We start from the raw sequence: 17,205 nt of genomic DNA, 5'->3' as shown, positions 1-17,205 counted from the left end.
GCCGCCCCGGGCCCGGCGAAACCCGGAGGCCCGGGGCGTTACGACCCCGCTCGCCCTCACCCGAATCGATCACACGCCGATGACCGGCCAACTACGCTGTTCCGCATGGAAATCCTGGGAACCACGCTGCGCATCTGCGTCGACGACCTGGAGGCCGCGGCGGCCTTCTACGAGGACCTCACGGGCAGCCCGGCACAGCGCTTCGAGCGCGGCGGGGTCTCGGTCGCCGCGATCAGCTGCTTCCTGCTGATGAGCGGACCCGAGTCCGAACTGGAGATCCTGCGCAGGGTGACGGCGACGGTCGCGGTCAAGGACGTCGAAGAGGCGCACGCCTCCCTGACCCGGGCCGGCGCGCGCGTCCTCGTGGGCCCGGTGCCGACTCCGGTCGGCCGCAACCTGATCGCCGTACACCCGGACGGATCGGTCTTCGAGTACGTCGACCGCAACCCCGCAGCCTGAGCCCGGGCCGCCCCGTCCGTCCGGGCGGCGCTGCGGGAAGTCGTAGGGCCGCCCACCGGAACCGGCGGCGCCACAACTTCCCGCACCGTCAATTCCTCGGACGCATCCGGTAGTTGTACGCATCGGGCAGCGGTTCGTCCGTGAGCTCGGCCCACACCTCGTCCAGGACCTCCGCCCCCTCACGCAGGTCGGAGACCTCGAAGCCCTCGTCGAACAGGGCGCGGGCCGCGGCGCGGTCGCCCTCCGCGATCAGCAGGCGGGCCTCCAGGAGGCGGAAGCGGCCGCGGTGGCGGATCTCCGGGAGCAGACCGGTCCAGACCGTGCGCGCCGCAGCGGCCCGGCCCGCCGTCAGCAGGGCCTCGATCGCCTCCCGGCCGAGTGCCGCGGTGGCTGCCGCCCAGCTCTCGCCCTCGTCGCGGCGCTCCGCGCACAGGTCGCCGAACGCCTCCGTGTAGTGGTCGGCCGCCCGGCCGGGCTGCCCGCTCTCCTGGGCTGCGACGGCCAGGCAGCGCAGCAGTGGCCAGCGTGACGGGGCAAGGGCCAGTCCGCGCTCCCAGCTGCGGACGGCCTGGGCGCGGTCGTCCGCGTGCCACTGTGCGATGCCCAGGTGGTACTCGGTGAGCGGTTCGGCGGACGCCGTCTCCAGCATGTCGCGCCAGTGCGGGGAGACCAGCGAAGGACCGGGCGGGGCCACCCCGCCCGGTTCCGGGAAGGCGCCCTGCTCCAGCAACTCCAGCCAGGGGGCCTGCTGTTCGCCCAGAGTGGACGCGGCGAACGGGGTGCCGGGCAACTTGTACCCCGCGCGCCGTACCTCCAGGGCGCCCCAGCCCGAGCCGGTGGCCAGCACCTCGCCCGGCTCGGTGTCGGCGCAGCCGCGCCATGCCTCGTACGCGGCGTCCACATCGGCGCGCGGCAGCGCCTCGGCGAGCCGCTGCTCGGTCTCGGCGCGGGCCGCCGCCCAGTCGTCGCCGTGCACGGCGGCCGGGTCCGCGGCCAGGGGTCCGTACGACTCCAGCCAGCTGAACTCGCCGCCGGGCTCCAGCGGTACGTGTTCCAGCTGGGTGCGGGCGAGACCGGCCTGGATCTCGGCATATCCCACCGTGCCGGGCTCGGTGAGCCACTCCTGCCAGCGCCGGCCACCGGGCCCGCTGCCCCAGAGGAAGAGCTTGCGGCCGCGCAGCTGGTCGGTGGAGGTCTGGACGAGTCCGCGGCCGTCCCCGTCGAGGGAGGCGATCCAGCGGCGGGCGCCGTCGGGCACGTCGTAGAAGTAGTCGGCGGGGAAGTCGCTGCGCAGCGGGTACGTACGGTCGGCCCCGCCCGTCTCGGGGACCGGGACCCGGGTCAGCGTCCGCTCGTAGCCGAAGTGCCAGGCCTCCTCGGCGGGGGCCAGCACCCGGGTGCGCTCGCCCTCCGGCACGGCGATGTTGGACCACCAGTAGACGGGTGCGGGGTGTTCGTGCGGATTGCGGATCCGTACGCCGACGTGGAGGAAGTCGGAGTCCTCGGGCAGCCAGAGATCCACCTGGAAGGGCAGGTCGCGCAGCCGCTCCCACTCCCAGAGCCGGACCATCTCGCCGCCGTCGGGCGCCGGGACGAGGGCGGCGTGCACGGGGGCGCAGGACAGGGTGGTGTGGCCGGTCGCGCCGATGTTCCATTCGATCCCGCCGGAGAACCAGGCCCCGTTGAGCGCGAAGTCGGCGGGTTGCAGCACGGGGTTGGTGTAGACGAGATCGCGACCGGTCGGCTTGTGGAAGAGGGAGTGGATGCGGCCGCCGAGTCCGGGCAGCACCGTGGCCCGCAGCCGGTCGTTCTCGATGATGACGGCGTCGAGGTCCGTGGGGGTGCGCTCGCGTCCGTAACCGTCGAGGATGCGCACGGGCAGGACGGTGGCGAGCGGCTCGTGGCCGATCTGACGGGCCATGTCGCGGGGCAGGCCGGCCCGGTCCCGGTCGTCGACGACATGCATCTCGTCCAGGGGCCGCAGCGCGGGCAGCGGATTCTCCGGCCCCGTCGCCGCAGCGGGCAGGGTCAGTACGGCACGTCGTACGGTGGTGGCCAAGGCAACCTCGCTCCCTCACGCGGGCCGCCGCAGGTCCGGGCGCCCCCCGATGACCATGGAACACGCTGGACGCCGCCCGGACCAGGGGCCCAGCCGTCAGACTTCGGCAAAAGCCGCAATCGCCCTGACGTACCCGATATTCCGTTTGCGCCCCGCTCCGGGCGCCGTAGGCTCCCTGCGCACGCGGTGTGCAGGACGCGACAGAGAACGGCGGAACACGATGAGCACGCAGCACACGTACCGAGTGATCGTGCGCGGCACGTGGGAGGGGCTGACGGACGAGGCGCGCGAACGGCTGCTGGCCGGGGTGGAGCAGCACGGTCTGGCCGCGATGCAGTTCAGCGAGGAGGGCTCGCTGACCTACGACCGTGTGCTCAAGCACTTCAGTTTCAGGTACGTGGTCGTGTCGGACGCCGAGGACGGCCCCGAGATGGCGTCCGCGATCGCCGAGGACCGGGCGGAGACGGAACTGCGGAAGTCGGGTTACGGACACGGCGCGCTGCGGTCCACCGCGACGGACATGGACACGATGAAGATCAATTACAAGGGACGGCGGGGGCCCGGGGCGGGCTGACGGACCCCGCTACCGTCCCGGCGTGCTGCCGCGCACGACCGGTTCCGCGGGAAGAAGCAGTCCGCTCGCCGGGACGGCGGCGGGGTCCTCGACTGCGCTGATCAGCCGGCCGACGAGGACGTGGGCGATGGCGGCCAGAGGCAGGCGCGCGCTGGTGAGGGCGGGCTGGAGCAGTGTGCAGAGCGGGATGTCGTTGAAGCCGGTGACGGCGACGTCGTCGCCGACGGCGAGGCCTGCGGCGCGGACGGCCTCGTAGGCGGTCAGGGCGAGCCAGTCGTTCGCGCAGACCAGCGCGGTCGGGCGGTCGGGTCCGGTGAGCAGGCGCTGCACGGCGTGGGACAGTGCGGCCGGGTCGTCGTCGGGGACGCTGACCTCGAAGGCACCGTCGGGGGCGGCGGCCGCGGCTTGCAGGAAGCCGGCCCTTCGGTCCACGAGCCAGGGCATGGACGCTGCGGAGTTGAGGTAGCAGATGCGGCGGTGGCCCTGCTCGAGCAGGAGGCCGGCCAGGGCGGCGGTGGCGGCGGTGGAGTCGATGTCCACCCAGTTCTGCGGGCGGCCGGGGGCGGTGCGGCCGAAGGCGGCGAACGGGAAGCCGGCCTCGGCGAGCACATCGACGCGGGGGTCGTCGTGGACGACGTCGGAGAGGATGAATCCATCGACCTGGCGTGCCGCGATCAGGCCGCTGAAGGCCCTGGCGACCGCCTCGGCGCCCTGCTGGGGATCGGAGCGGAACACCAGGATTCGGTGGCCCACGGCGTCGGCCGCGGTCACCAGGGCCTGGAGGAAGCCGCCCATGAGGGGGTTGGGGTCGGCGGGATTGTCGGCGGGGGCGGGATAGCCGATGACCTTGCGGGTGCCGGTGCGCAGGCTGCGGGCGGACTGGTCGGGCTGGTATCCGAGTTCGTCGATGGCGGCGGTGACCCGGGCCAGGGTGGTGGCGCGCAGCCGGTGGGGCGCGTTGAGGGCGTTCGAGACGGTCTGGCGGGAGACTCCTGCCGCCTGCGCGACGTCCTCGATGGTCACCTGTCGAGCGGTCATCGTTCCTCTGTGGTCGGCGGGCTGGGAGCGGCAGGCGGCCGCCCCCGGCCCCCGGACGTCAGTGCTCGAGGGTCAGGGTGAGCAGGCCACCTGTCGGCACGGTCACCGCGTTCACGCCGGCGACGAGGTCGAGCACGGTCTCGGACAGGATCTCACCCCGGCAGTCCTGGACGCGGGCCAGGGCCTGTTCCGGCCGGGTGGCGGTCAGGAGCACCACGGGGTCGCCGTCCGCGTTGGCGACGAGCAGCGTCCGCGGGCCGTCCGCGGCGTTCCGGTCCGGGAGGGCGACAGGCAGCGGCGCGTAGCGTGCGACCACGGTGGTGTGCTGGTCGTGGGCGCGGACCAAGGGGTAGCCGAGCTCCGGTCGCGCGGGTCGCAGGACGCCGAGTTGCAGGACATCGGCGTGGTCGCGGAAGACGCCGAGCCAGAAGCGCAGGGTGGCGAGCTGGTCGGGGCTCTGGGCGCCCAGGTCGACGGAGACCTGCGGCACGGAGAACAGGGCGTTGATGAGATGGACCGCGACGGACTCGGGCCCCTCGGCGGAGTGCCAGGTGATCATGTCGGCGTGGACGGCGAGCGGGCCCGCGGTGAGCCGGCAGTCGACGGTGCGCTGTCGGTTCTCGGCGGGGCTGAGCGGGCAGTCCGTGGCGCGGACCATGGTGGCGTACGGCCACAGCCCCGGGCTGACGTAGGGCTGGCGGTGCTCGACGATGACGTCGGGGCGGGTTCGGCGCAGCCGCGCGTCGAGGTCGGCGAGCAGGTGGTGCACGCCCTCGTGGACGGTGGTGTGGTCCGCGCCGGCCGGGGCCGGCGGCGGGTCGGCGACGGCGAAGCGGTCGATGAAGTCGAGCTTCACCCCGTCCATGCCCCACTCCTCGACGGCGCGGGAGATCTTCTCGGTCAGGTACGCGCGTACGTCGGGGTGGCGGGGGTCGAGCACGGCCGCGTCCAGGTGGGGCTCCTCACGCAGGATCATGCCCTTGAAGCGGTCCCAGGCGTCGTTGTGCCGGCCGATGAACGGCACCGCGTACCAGAGGAGGTAGGCGACGCCGAGCCGGTGGACCTCGGCGACATGGGCCGCCGGGTCGGGGAAGGCCGCCGCGTTGGGCTCCCAGTCGCCGCAGTGGCCGTAGCCACGGGCGCGGTCGGTGGTCTGCCAGCCGTCGTCGACGATGATGCTCTCGCAGCCGATGGCCGCGGCGAGGGCGGCCTGGCGCTCGACGACGGCGGCGTCGACGTTCTGGTGGAGGCTGTACCAGGTCGAGTAGGCGGGCATCCGGGCGGCGGGCGCGATGCCGGGGTGGTCCAGGCCCTCGGCCCACCAGTCGGTGACGGCCTTCAGGGTGGCGGCGAAGTGGCGGCCGCCGATGTCGATCCGCAGCCGCAGCGGCGGCCCGTCCGGGGTGAGGTCCTGCTCCACGGTGAAGGCGAACTCGCCGCTCTCCTCCACCACACCGGCGCCGAAGCGCACGGGGGCGGAGGTCTCGCCGACGGCGGCGGTGCACAGGGCGCGGTCACCGGCGCCGACCAGGCTGGCGACGGGTGCGCCCAGGGCGAGCGAGACGGTCCGGGGGGCGACCCAGGACGGCGGAAGCCAGCGGGAGGCGTTGGTGTCCGGGGTCCAGTAGGCGGTGGCCCCGACGCAGGGGATCCGCCATTCGGCGCGGACGGTGGCCGCGATCGGCGCCGTGACCTCGATCAGGGCCACGCCGTCGCCGTCCGGGGTGACGGCGGCCTGGAGGCGGTCGCAGCCGAGGCCGGTGAGATGGACGGTCAGCGGGGCGTCGGCGCCGTGGCGCAGCCCGGTGGCGATCTGCTGGTGGACGACGGTGTCGGGAATCGCGTCGGCCGGCGTGTTGGGGCGCCAGACGGCAACGGGCGCCTGCGGAACCTCTTGCGCTTCGGTGGTCACGGTGGTCACTCCTTGGTGGCGCCGGCCAGCAGGCCGGAGATGAACTGGCGTTGCAGGACGAGGAAGAGGGCCATGACGGGGATGGCGGCGATGGCGGCGGCGAGCAGGATCTGCGCGTAGTTGGTGGTCGCGAGGCCCTGCAGGGTGGCGGTGGCCACGGGCAGTGTGTACATGTCGGGGCTGCGGAGCGCGATGAGCGGCCAGACGAACTGGTTCCAGCCGCCGAGGAAGACGAACAGTGCGAGCGCCGCGATGACCGGACGGTTGACCGGGATGACGATCCGCCACAGCACCCGCAGTTCGCCCGCGCCGTCGACCCGGGCCGCGTCCAGGAGTTCGTCGGGCATGGACCGCAGCGCCTGGCGCATGAGGAAGATGCCGAACGGGGTGACCAGGCCGGGCAGGATGACGGACTGGTAGGAGTCGATCAGGCCCAGCTTCATCATCATCTCGAAGATCGGGATGAGCATCACCGTGTCGGGCAGCACGAGCGTGCTGAGCAGCAGGACGAAGAACAGATTGCGCCCGCGGAACTCGAACTTGGCGAAGGCGTAGCCCGCGAGGACCGAGACGACGACCGCGCCGGCCGTCTGAACGCCCGCCACCACCACGGTGTTGAACAGGACGCGGGTGAGCCCGATGGAATCCTGGAGGCCCTGGAGGTTCTCCATGAGGTGGCCGCCGGGCAGCAGCTTCGGCGGCCAGGAGAACACATCGCTGTTCTCCTGCGTGGCGGCCATGGCGAGCCAGTAGAAGGGACCGACGCAGAGCCCGAAGGCGCCCGCGAGGAGCAGGGTGAGGACGAGGCTGCGGCGCTTCACTTGCGCTCCCCCATCAGGCGGAACTGCAGGAGTCCGAGCACCGCCACGATCAGCGCGAGCGCGTAGGCGAGGGCCGAGGCGTACCCGAAGTCGAAGTATTTGAAGCCGTTGTTGTAGAGGTACATGGTGACCGTCAGGGTGGAGTTGTCGGGGCCGCCGCCGGTGAGGACGTACGGCTCGTCGAAGAGCTGGAGGGTGCCGATGGTGGAGAGCACCACGGTGAGGAGCAGGATCGGGCGCAGCTGGGGAAGGGTGATGGAGACGAAGCGGCGGATCGGTCCCGCGCCGTCGACCTTCGCGGCCTCGTACAGCTCCTGGGGAATGCCTTGCAGGCCGGCGAGGTAGATCACCGCGTTGTAGCCGGTGTAGTGCCAGGTGATGACGAGGACGACGCCGACGCGGGCCCAGAAGGGGCTGCCGAGCCAGTTCACCCGGTCGACTCCGAACCAGGAGAGGACCCAGTTCAGCAGTCCGGCGTCGCGGTTGAGGATCACGGAGAACATCACGCCCGCGGCGACCAGACCGGTCAGCGAGGGCACGAAGACGCCGAGCCGCCAGAGCGGGCGCAGCCAGACCTTCGTGGAGTTGAGGCCGAGGGCGACGAGCAGGGCGAGGCCGAGCATCAGCGGCACCTGGACGACCAGGATCAGCGCGGTGTTCTTCAACGCGGTCCAGAACAGCGGGTCGTGCAGCAGGCGCCGGTAGTTGTCGAGCCCGGTGAAGTGCCGTCCGGTGCCGTTGCCGGTGGTGAGGCTGATCCAGAGCGAGGCGACGATGGGGTACGCCTTGAAGATCGCGAAGCCCAGGACGGCGGGCATGATCAGCAGGTACGGGAAGGTGGCGGGGGTCAGCAGCCGGCGGCGCCCCGTGCGGGCGCGTCCTGGTCGCTTGAGGGGGCCGCGGACGGCCGCGGCGGCGGTGTCGGGAGCCCGTTCGGGCGAGGCGAGGGACATGGTGGTCAGGCCGCCTGCTGCCGACCGGTCTGCTGGGCCAGCTGTTCGGCGGCGTCCTTGAGGGCTTCGGCCGGGTCGGCGCCCTTGATCAGCACCTTGGTCTGGGCGTCGCTGGCGAACTTGAGGGCGCGGGCGTAGTCACCGGTGAAGTTCGTGGCCCGGGCGTCGGCGGCGAGCGATTCGACGAAGGGCTTCAGCACCTTCTGGCCGCCGTAGAAGGGGGCCGGCGCGCTGAACTTCGGGTCGTCGTACGCCGCCGTGAGGGCGGGGAAGACGCCGCCGGTGCTGAACATCCGGTTGACCTGTGCGGGCTTGGTGAGCGCGTACTCGATGAACCGCCAGGCGGCCTTGCGACGCGTGCTGGAGCCGGAGACGGCCAGGTAGGTGGAGTTGACGATGGCGTTGCGCTTGCCCCCGGCCACGGCCGCGGGCGGCTGCATGGTCCGCCACATCCCCTTTTGCTCGGGGTACGTCGAGGCCAGGTACTCCACGGCCCAGGCGGCCTCCGCGTAGGTGGCGAGCTTCCCCTGGCTGAGCAGGCGCTTCTCGGTGCCCTGGCCCGCGGTGTCGGCGAGCAGCCCGGCGTCGTCGAGCCGCTTGATGATGGTGAGGGCCTCGACGGCGGCCGGGGACGCCAGCGTGATCTTCCCGTCCTGGTCGAAGTAGAAGGCGTCCTGGAGCAGCAGCAGGTTCTGGAAGAAGTCCATGTCCTGGGTGGCGCCGGTCTTGTCGATCCCGAGCAGCCGGACACCGGTGGCGTCGAGGATCTTCGACCCGGCGGCGGTCATGTCGTTCCAGTCGCTGATGCCGGCGGGGTCGACACCGGCCTTCTCGAAGTGGTCGTGGCGGTAGAAGAGACCGAGCGGATTGACCTCCCACGGGAGGGCGTGGGCGGCCTTGTCCTTGCCTATGACGGTCGGCCACAGACCCTTGGCGAAGGCGTCCTTGTGCTGGTCGGCGCCGAGCCTGGACAGGTCGGCGAGACCGTCGGGGAACTTGTCCAGGTAGCCGGGCAGGTAGTCGACGCCGATGTGCAGGACGTCCGCGAGGCCCTTTCCGCCCGAGGCGAGGCCGACGGTGATCTTGTCCCAGATGGCCGGGTTGCCGACGTCCTGGACGTCGACCTTGATTCCGGGGTTGTCCCGCTCGAAGGAAGGAACGACGCTGCGCAGGCCCTTGGCCGCGGTGGTCCAGCTCCAGACGGTGATCGTGCCGCTGTCGCCGTCACCTCCGGCGCTGCCCGATCCGTTGTCGCCGCAGGCCGTGAGGCCGAGCCCGACGGCGGATGCGGTGGCGAGCTGAAGCAGGCGGCGGCGGCTCAGTTGGTGGGACATGCGGGCTCCTGGGAGTGGGATGTGGAGTGGGTTGCTGGGTGGGACGTGGGGTGGGCGAAGGGACGCAGCGCTTCGGCGAGCAGGTCCGCCGCGTCGTCGGGGGTCGAAGCGTGGGGAGACAGACGGATCCACTCGTCACGGCGGGTGGTGATGACTCCCCCTGTCTCAAGGGCGCGGTGGACGGCGGCGGGATCATGACCGGGCAGCCGGAAGGCGCCGATACCGCCACGCTCCTGGGCCCCGAGCCCGTCCAGCAGGACCTCGGCACCGGCCCGGCGTGCACGGTCGAGCAGTTCGCCGAGGACGGCGCGGATCCGACCGCCGACGACGGCCGGTCCGCCCTGGCCGGCCAGGTCGTCGATCGCCGCGCCGAGGGCCGCGGCGGCGGAGAAGTCCGGGTTGGTGGCGAGGTGGGCGGCCGCCCCGGCCAGCGACGGCGCCGGATGGCGCGGTGCGAAGGGGTCCGTGACACCGGCCCAGCCGCCGAGCCCGGGAACCAGGCGCTCGGCGCACCGGTCGCGGATCAGCAGCAGCGCGGCTCCCCAGCCGGCCCGCAGCCACTTCTGGCCGCCGCTGACGAGGACATCGGCGGCATCCGCTTCGAGCGGGACCGAGCCCAGGCCCTGGATGGCGTCGACGATCAGGAGCCGCCCGGGCCCGAGAACCTCCTTGAGGGCGGCGAGCGGTGCCAGGTGTCCGGTGAGCGAGTCGACGGCGCTGACAGCGAGGGCGGTGACGTCGGGAGTGAGGTGGCGGCGCAGCAGATCGGGCGTGATGTGCCGCTCCCCTGCCGGATCGACGAGCCGGACGGCGGGGCCGCCGCGCCCGGCGAAGCGGAGCCAGGGGTAGAGGTTGGCGGGGAACTCGCCGCGGGGCACCAGGACGGTCCCGGAGCCGGGGAGCGCGGCGGCCACGGTGAACAGGCCGTTGCTGGTGGACGGGGCGAGGGTGATTTCGTGCGGACGGGCGTCGAGCAGCGCCGCCGCCGAGTTCAGGGCGGCGTCGCTGAGGGCGAACAGCCGGGCCAGGTCGGCGGGGTCCAGGCGCCCCGCGAGCGCGCTCACTTCGGCGAGCGCTGCGGCGGCCGGGCGGGAGAGCGGGCCGATCCTGGCGTAGTCGAGGTAGCCCGGCATCGGGCCGCGGGCGGGAACCGGACCCGGGTGCGTGGAGGTGACGGCTTCCGGGTTCGCAGAGATGGCGACCTCAGGGTCCTCAGAGGTAGCGGCCGTGATCTCTCGATTAATTTGATCGTTCAAAAAATTGCCTAACAAGAGCGTGCTGCGTGTGCGTTTCCGGAATTTGAAGGTTCATATTAGGGAGCTCGACTCGGCCCGGCAAGAGGTTGGGCGCAACTGTCTTCCGACGAGCCGGCAAGCCGCGTTCGGGCGTCAGGCGGGACGGCGGGCGGGCGGGCGGCAGGAGAGCGGCAGGAGGTTCGCCGGCCCGGGCACGAGAGACGCCCCTTTGGCGACGCAGCCGTGTGCGCACCGCTCGCGTCCGGCCGCCCACACCTTCAAGGGCGCTGCGCGGCTCCGCCTGATCGCGCGTACGCCAAAAGGTGGCCTGCCACGCGGTCAGGCCACCGGGCGTGAGGGGATGGCTCCAGATCCGCCGGTCCGCTCACTCCCCCGGTCCGCTCACTCCCCCGGCCGGCTCATGTGCCTGGCCTGCTCACACCCCCGGCCCTGCTCATGTGCCTGGCCGGCTCACACCCCCGGGCGGTACCTGCCCTGCCCCGCCCCGCCCCGCCGCCCTCAGTCCCCGGGGTGGGCCATCGCGTCGATGGCAACGGCCGCGGCAAGAACGGTGGCGGGGTCGGCGCCCGGCCCGACGTCGAGTCCGTAGGTGTCCCGGAGACGGAACCACTTCTTCGACACCTCGGCCACTTTGTACCCGTCCCGCTCGATCGTGTACTCGTGGTCGACGATGTTGCCTTGCACCGTCAGGTCGTCGCCGTTCTCCTGCTTGATCCGCCACCGGTCGCGCAGCGGTCCGATGACGGCCTTCTTGACGATGGCCACGCGCTGTCCGTCGGCGTCCTCGATCGCCATCGAGTCCTTGATCCGCAGCGGCCTGCTCTGCACCGTCGCGACACAGCGGCCGTCGCGGTCCTCGATGTGGTAGGTCCGGCGTGCCCGGAGCACCTTGCCGTTGACCTTGTACCGGTGGTCGCCGGACTCGTCGTCGATCCAGTAGTCGTCGCCGATGGAGAGCGCCTTCTGCCGCATCCGAAAGCGCGTCACGCCCTCGCCGTGGTCGAACGCGCGATTGGCGTGACGTCGGTCCTTGCGCTCCTGGAACATCGCGCGTCCTTCCCGCCGTCCGTCGAGGGGATCGGACTCCGTGCTCGAGGGCATCGGACTCCGCGACGGCAGTCCACCTTTCCTATCCCGCTCACGGCGGGCACGCACCTTTTGGCGGTACTCAGCGACCCGTGGCGCCCCGGGGAACCGCCCCAGAGGCGCCACCCCGGCCCCTCGGATCCCGGCTCAGACCGACAGGTGCCCCAGCACCGAGCGCATCGCGCGGCGCACGGCCTCGCGGGACTCCTCCGTCGGGTCGACGGTCTCGAAGGAGTGGTGACCGTTCGGTACGTCGACCACCTCGACGTCCACCCCGTGCTTCGTGGACGCGTCCAGGAACTCCTCGACGGTGGCGGCGATCCCGGGCGTCTCGCGTCCCACCCGCGTGAGCACCACGGGCAGGGTGCCCGCGCCGGCCACCGCGTCCACCGGGCGGAACCGGCTGTCGACCGGCCCCCAGGCGGGAATCGGCGCCATGACCGGATAGGAGCCCGCGAGGCAGCGCAGCCAGGCCGGCGGCCGGCCGAGCCAGTCCGCCGCCATCAGGCCGCCACCCGAGAAGAACCACAGCGCGATCCGGTCCGCGTCCACCCGGGGGTCGGCCCTGACCTGCTCCACCGCGGCCGCCACGTCCGCCGCCGCACGCGGGTAGCCGGCCGTGTCGTGCAGCCGGTGATCGAAGGTCACACCGACCGCCCCTTCCGCGGCCGCGTACCGCGCGTACCCCTGGAGGACCGGCCAGTCCCGCGGGGTCGGCAGGACTCCGGCGGGCACCGGGCCGCCGTGCACGAACAGGACCGCCGGCCGGGGACCCTCGGCGTCCGGAAGGTACAGATCGACGTTGCCGGTCCGCTCGCCCCGGAGCTCCGGCACGTCCAGCGGAAACGGCCGCAGATGCGTGGGCGGCTCCGCGGAGCCGGGTGCGGACAGACGGTGTCCTTCGCCTGCCGCGGCCCGCAGCAGGACCTCGGCCAGCCCGTCCGGGAGGGACAGCATCGGCCAGTGCCCGGTGGGGAGTTCGAAGAACGAGATACGGGGATCGGCCAGGGGCAGGAGGGCGGGGTTGCCGAAGTCCACCTGCTGCTGGACCAGCTCGATGCTGGAGCCGTTCGCGTTGCACAGCACCCCGGTGACGGGCAGCGAGCCCGCCTCGCCGGTCAGCCGCAAGGGCTGGAGCAGGGTGCGCAGCGGCTGCGGAGAGGCAAGGGCGGTGAGCCGGTCGAGCGCGGCTTCGGGGATGCCCGCGGTGCTGCCCCAGCGCTGCCACGCGTCGCGGGCCGGGGCGGCGAGGTCTGGGCCGTTGCCTTCCGCTGCGGCGCGTGTGGCCAGTTCCTCGCGCAGCGCCGGGTCCGTAACGGTGGCCAGGGCCGGCATTCCGTCCTGGCCGGGCGCTGTGTCCAGGCTGATGATCCGGGCGATGCGCTCCGCGCGCCGGCCGGCCGCGCCCAGCACGGGGTAGGTGCCGTAGCCGTGGCCGACCAGGACGATCTCGCGATCCCGGCCGGTTCCGGCCGAGTCGATCAGTGCGAGCACATCCGCGATGTGCGTCTCAAGGTCGATGGTGTCCGTCGCCGCGCCGGGGGCCCCGTCGAGACCGGTGAGGGCCGCCGTGTGCACGCCGGCGCCCGCCGACGCCAGGTGCGCGGCGGTGTCCTCCCAGACGTGTGCGCCGGTGAACATGCCTGGCACCAGGATGAATTCGGTCATGGTCGTCTCCTCCGCGATCCGTTGCCGGCGGACCGGCCACGGTCTCCGGCCGCCCTCGCCGGTACGGTAGAAGCTCCCTCTGGGGGAGGTTCAAGTGTTCATGTCGCACGACGGTCTGTGCAGCATCGGCGAGCTCGCCGAGAGCGCCGGCGTCACGGTGAAGGCCGTCCGCTTCTACTCCGACAACGGCTTGCTGCCGGAGGCCGCACGCAGCGCGGGCGGGCACCGCCGGTACGGCCCCGACGCGCTCGGCCGGCTGCGCCTGCTCCGCTCCCTGCGCGCCCTGGGCCTGCCGGTGCGCGAGGTGCGCCGCGTCCTCGACGAGGAGGACGCGGCGGACAGTGTGCTGGAGGACGCCGTCGCGGGGCACTTGAGCGAACTCGGCTCGCAGCTCACGGCCCTGCGCTGGCGGGAGGCGGGGCTGCGACTGGTGCTGGAGTGCCCGCCCGGGGAACGGGCCGACCGGCTGCGCCTGATCGGGGCGGTGACCGCCCCGCCGAGCACCGCCCCGCTGGCCCGGTTCTGGCGTGCCTGGCTGCCGCCGCGGATGCCGGCCCGGGCGACGGCCGCGTTCCTGGAGGCGGCGGTGCCTCAGCCGCCCGCCGACCCGGAGCCGGAACAGGTCCTCGCCTTCGCCCGGCTGTACGCCATGGTGACCCGCCCGTGCACGGACGCCGAGCAGGGCCGGCCCGAGGCGCACAAGGCCTCGGGGGCGCACGGCCCCGATGTGCTGTACGCGGGCCTCGCCCGGGCGTACGACCTGGCAGGCACCCAGTTGCGCCGGGGCCGGGACCCGTACGCGGGCGAGGAGCTGGACAGTTTCGTGGACGCGTACGCGAGCGTGTACGGCAGCCGGGACACCCCGGCCTTCCGCCGCGTGCTCGCCGGTCATCTCGCCACCGACCCGCGGATCGACCGGTACTGGGAGCTGGTGGCCGAGGTGATCACCCCGCCCGGCGCCGCGCCGGAGCCGACCCCCGGGTCCGCCCACGACTGGCTGTTCGCGGCCCTGGACGCGCAGACGGCCGCTGAGGCGGCCTGAGGCACGTCCTCGGACCTGGACGCGCAGACGGGCGCCGCGGCCTGACGCAGGCCCTCCGACCTCGACGCGTGCCGGGAGTCAGTACATGTCCGCCGTGATCGCCCACCGCTCGTGATCCCGCCAGGCCCCGTCGACGAGGAGGAAGTCCGGCGAGAAGCCCTCCAGCCGGAATCCAGCCCGGCGTACCAGGCCGACCGAGCCCTCGTTGGCCGGCTGGATGTTGGCCTCGAGCCGGTGCAGGCCGAGCGGTCCGAAGGCGTGCGCCAGGACGAGGCCGAGCCCCTCGCTCATCAGTCCGCGCCCCGCCGCGTGGGCGAAGGCCCCGTATCCGAGCGCGCCGCTGCAGAATCCGCCGAGCACGATGTTGTTGATGTTGATGAAGCCGGCGATCGCTCCGTCGGCCTGCCGACCGTCGCCGTGCCGCTCGCACACGAGGAAGCCCGCCCTGGCGGGATCCTTGATGAGCACACCCGCGTATGCGGCGTAGGCGTCGAGGTCGGCGGGCGGGAACAGCCAGGGCCGGTGCAGTTCCCGGCTCTCCCGGGCCCTGGTGGTGAACTCCTCGCCGTCCGCGTACGTAAAAGGGCGGATCGCCGCGCGCGGGCCCTCGGCCAGGTAGGTGGTGTCGGACATCGGACCAGCGTAGATCGTCGCCGCCCGGTCCACGGGGGCCGGGCGGCGCCAGGGGTCTTCCGTTTGGATCATGCCGGGCTCGCGGGGTCCGGCCTGATCCGAACGAGAGACCCCAGGCGTCTACCTGGGCCGCCTGCGGAAGAAGTACGCACCGCACGCCATCCCGGCGGCGAACATCACGATCAGCCACACGTAGAGCGGCATGGTCACCAGCGGGATGATGAGGCGGACCTCGACGTCCTTGGTGTTCTCCGCGATGAACACGATCGACAGGACCGCGATGACGAGGACCACGATGCGCGCCGGTGTGAACGCAGCCGACTTGCCCTTACTGCCGCTCGACACATCCTTCGGGCTCATGATGCGGCCCCTTCCCTGCCTGTGGTGTGCCACCGCCCCCGGAAACCCAGCATGACTCCGTCCGGATGCCGGGGGGCGGCGCTGTACGGCCATTCGGGTGACGGCCGCAGGCTCGGCGCTTCAGTTCACGGTGCCGCCGACCACCGGCAGCTCCAGCACCCCGGTGTCCCCCGGCGCGCTGACGACCGTGACCGGCTTGATGCCGCGGTTGCCGAAGTACGCGGAGTCGCTGGCCGCGATCACGAATTCCAGCCGGTGCCCGGCCTCGTACCGGTGGACGATGCCGGGCAGCCGCACGGTGAAGGAACGGGTCACGTCCGGCACCCGCACCGGTGAGACGAGCCGGTTGACCAGGGTCTTGGAGCCGTCGGGCGCCACGTCGTACACCTTGGCGAACAGGACGAGTTTGTCGGCGGCGTCACCGCTGTTCTGCACGCGCTCCGTCTTCGGCGAGACGACCTTCAGCGTCGCCTTCGGGGCGCCGACCACATCGACGGCGGAGCTCAGCGGGGCGCTGGTCCAGCCGAGGTAGGTGCCCTTGGTGTCGTACGGGGCCGGGTCCGGCAGACCGATGACGCCGGCGAGAGAGCTCTCCGAATGGCTGGTGGGAATCAGCCAGTTGCTGTACTGGCGGCTTCCGCGCGCGACCTTCGTGCGGTTGTCGACGAGCTTGCCGTCGCCGGAGAGGTACATCTTCCGGGTCGCGCCCGGGACGGCGGCCGCGGTGCCGTAACCGCTCTGCCAGTCGCGGTAGTAGGCGAACTCGGGTCCGGTGCCGGTCTGCGCCTCGTGCCGGAGGTAGCGGTCGAACCAGGCGAGGATGCGTCCGCCGACGTAACTGGTCTCCAGATTGCCCTGGCCGAGGTCGAGTTCGCCGGCCGTCTGGCCGCCGCTGTGTCCCCAGGCCTGCCAGATCATCTTGGCCGTGGTGCCCTGCGCCTTGAGCGCCTTGTACGTGGCGGTGGCCTCGTTGAGGTTGAACAGGCTGTCCTTCTGACCCTGGATCAGGAGTGTGGGCGCCTTGACGCGGTTCAGGTAGGAGACCGGTGAGACGCTGCGCGCGTAGTCGAGCATGGCGGCCGACCGGTCGGCCGGGTAGCGGCCGGAGTTGAGCAGCCGGATGGTGTCGCAGGCCCGGGCCGCGAAGTGGAGGCAGTCGAGGCTGCCGAAGCGGGACGGGTCGAGACTGGCGTTGAGAATCGTCTGCCCCTCCCCGATCAGGTAGAAGCCGTTGGTCCACTGCCATTTGAAGACCCCGGGGGTGTCGGACGAAACGCCCTTGGCCGCACCGGTGTTGTTGGGGGCGAGGGAGTACGCGAGGTCGTTCCAGGTGATGAGCGGGACCAGGGCGTCGACGCGGCGGTCGACGGCCGCGGCAGCCAGCTGGATGGCTCCGCCGTACGATCCGCCGATCATGCCGACCCGGGGGTCGCCCGGACCGTCCTGGGTGACGAAGCCGGCCTCGGTGCCGTCGTCCGCCGCGCGCCTGCCGCCGAGGAAGTCGATGAGTGCGGCGGCCGCCGCACCGTCGGCATCCGGGGCGTCGAGGGTGATGAGGCAGCCCGACTTGCCGAAGCCGAGGCCGGAGTAGACGAGTCCGGCGTAGCCGCGTGCGGCGAAGGCCTTCCCGATGCCGTCGGTCGAGCCGTCCGACTTGCTGCCGCCGAAGCCGTTGGTGGCGAGCACGGCCGGCACCGGATGCTGTGCGTCGGCCCCGTCGGGGCGGTAGAGGTCGGCATCCACGGTGCAGGTGCGGCCGCCCGCGGACACGGTGAACTTCAGCGGGGTGACGGTGTAGGCGGAGCCTGCGGCCGCCGTCCCCGCGTGTGCGGTGCCGGCGAGCGCGAGGGGCACGGCGAGCGCGGCCCCGGCGGCGAGGGCGAGCGGTTTGCGGGACAGCGACTTCGACCGGGAACGGGAACCGGAAACAGCACGCGACACGAGGACCTCCACGCCGAGGAACACCTTACCGACCGGTAAGTACTGGGCCGCGCTCATGCTGTGACACAG

At 72.2% G+C, this 17,205-nt stretch carries 15 protein-coding genes; 3 read left to right on the top strand and 12 right to left on the bottom strand.

The window, feature by feature from the left end; translation table 11 throughout:
* Positions 1 to 105 precede the first annotated feature (105 nt).
* Positions 106 to 459, top strand: coding sequence for a VOC family protein (locus tag OG782_RS32015; protein ID WP_406456961.1), 354 nt, complete (start codon positions 106 to 108; stop codon positions 457 to 459).
* An 88-nt stretch (positions 460 to 547) separates the two neighbouring features.
* On the opposite strand, the gene OG782_RS32010 is transcribed toward OG782_RS32015, so the two are convergent.
* Positions 548 to 2,518 carry a DUF5107 domain-containing protein gene (locus OG782_RS32010; RefSeq protein WP_406456959.1) on the bottom strand — a complete coding sequence of 657 codons (1,971 nt, stop codon included), beginning with the start codon at positions 2,516 to 2,518 and terminating at the stop codon, positions 548 to 550.
* Between the two features lie 220 nt (positions 2,519 to 2,738).
* Between OG782_RS32010 and OG782_RS32005 the strand changes: the two genes are divergently transcribed.
* Complete coding sequence (locus OG782_RS32005) at positions 2,739 to 3,092, top strand: DUF6204 family protein (protein WP_406456957.1); 354 nt, start codon at positions 2,739 to 2,741, stop codon at positions 3,090 to 3,092.
* Positions 3,093 to 3,101: 9 nt separating this feature from the next.
* On the opposite strand, the gene OG782_RS32000 is transcribed toward OG782_RS32005, so the two are convergent.
* The 8 genes from OG782_RS32000 to OG782_RS31965 all read right to left on the bottom strand — a co-directional run bounded on the left by OG782_RS32000 (position 3,102) and on the right by OG782_RS31965 (position 13,160).
* Positions 3,102 to 4,130, bottom strand: a complete 1,029-nt coding sequence (locus OG782_RS32000; RefSeq protein WP_406456955.1) for a LacI family DNA-binding transcriptional regulator — start codon at positions 4,128 to 4,130, stop codon at positions 3,102 to 3,104.
* A gap of 58 nt (positions 4,131 to 4,188) precedes the next feature.
* Positions 4,189 to 6,042 carry a glycoside hydrolase family 36 protein gene (locus tag OG782_RS31995; protein ID WP_406456953.1) on the bottom strand — a complete coding sequence of 618 codons (1,854 nt, stop codon included), beginning with the start codon at positions 6,040 to 6,042 and terminating at the stop codon, positions 4,189 to 4,191.
* A 5-nt stretch (positions 6,043 to 6,047) separates the two neighbouring features.
* Positions 6,048 to 6,863, bottom strand: coding sequence for a carbohydrate ABC transporter permease (locus tag OG782_RS31990; protein ID WP_406456951.1), 816 nt, complete (start codon positions 6,861 to 6,863; stop codon positions 6,048 to 6,050).
* Complete coding sequence (locus OG782_RS31985) at positions 6,860 to 7,816, bottom strand: carbohydrate ABC transporter permease (RefSeq protein WP_406456949.1); 957 nt, start codon at positions 7,814 to 7,816, stop codon at positions 6,860 to 6,862. The genes OG782_RS31990 and OG782_RS31985 overlap by 4 nt, the downstream gene beginning before the upstream one ends.
* Before the next feature lie 5 nt (positions 7,817 to 7,821).
* Complete coding sequence (locus OG782_RS31980; RefSeq protein ID WP_406456947.1) at positions 7,822 to 9,150, bottom strand: ABC transporter substrate-binding protein; 1,329 nt, start codon at positions 9,148 to 9,150, stop codon at positions 7,822 to 7,824.
* A complete protein-coding gene (locus tag OG782_RS31975; protein WP_406456945.1) occupies positions 9,135 to 10,283 on the bottom strand; it encodes an aminotransferase class V-fold PLP-dependent enzyme in 1,149 nt (382 codons plus the stop codon). Before OG782_RS31975 ends, OG782_RS31980 begins: the two co-directional genes overlap by 16 nt.
* A gap of 621 nt (positions 10,284 to 10,904) precedes the next feature.
* Complete coding sequence (locus tag OG782_RS31970; RefSeq protein WP_406456943.1) at positions 10,905 to 11,507, bottom strand: LURP-one-related/scramblase family protein; 603 nt, start codon at positions 11,505 to 11,507, stop codon at positions 10,905 to 10,907.
* A 132-nt stretch (positions 11,508 to 11,639) separates the two neighbouring features.
* Positions 11,640 to 13,160, bottom strand: coding sequence for an alpha/beta fold hydrolase (locus tag OG782_RS31965; protein ID WP_406456941.1), 1,521 nt, complete (start codon positions 13,158 to 13,160; stop codon positions 11,640 to 11,642).
* A 94-nt stretch (positions 13,161 to 13,254) separates the two neighbouring features.
* Between OG782_RS31965 and OG782_RS31960 the strand changes: the two genes are divergently transcribed.
* Positions 13,255 to 14,202: a MerR family transcriptional regulator gene (locus OG782_RS31960; protein ID WP_406456939.1), complete on the top strand. Its 948-nt coding sequence runs from the start codon at positions 13,255 to 13,257 to the stop codon at positions 14,200 to 14,202.
* Positions 14,203 to 14,280: 78 nt separating this feature from the next.
* Here the strand turns inward: OG782_RS31960 and OG782_RS31955 are convergent, their stop codons facing one another.
* The 3 genes from OG782_RS31955 to OG782_RS31945 form a co-directional block, all read right to left on the bottom strand.
* Positions 14,281 to 14,835: a GNAT family N-acetyltransferase gene (locus OG782_RS31955; protein ID WP_406456937.1), complete on the bottom strand. Its 555-nt coding sequence runs from the start codon at positions 14,833 to 14,835 to the stop codon at positions 14,281 to 14,283.
* 120 nt (positions 14,836 to 14,955) lie between these two features.
* Entirely contained in the window at positions 14,956 to 15,195 is a 240-nt protein-coding gene (locus tag OG782_RS31950) for a DUF1049 domain-containing protein (protein ID WP_406456935.1), read from the bottom strand.
* Between the two features lie 120 nt (positions 15,196 to 15,315).
* A complete protein-coding gene (locus OG782_RS31945) occupies positions 15,316 to 17,148 on the bottom strand; it encodes a CocE/NonD family hydrolase (protein ID WP_406459384.1) in 1,833 nt (610 codons plus the stop codon).
* Positions 17,149 to 17,205: the final 57 nt, after the last annotated feature.

This window comes from Streptomyces sp. NBC_00876 (genome assembly GCF_045207435.1).
Classification (GTDB): Bacteria; Actinomycetota; Actinomycetes; order Streptomycetales; family Streptomycetaceae; genus Streptomyces.
This window is presented reverse-complemented; position numbering and strand designations above follow the sequence as displayed.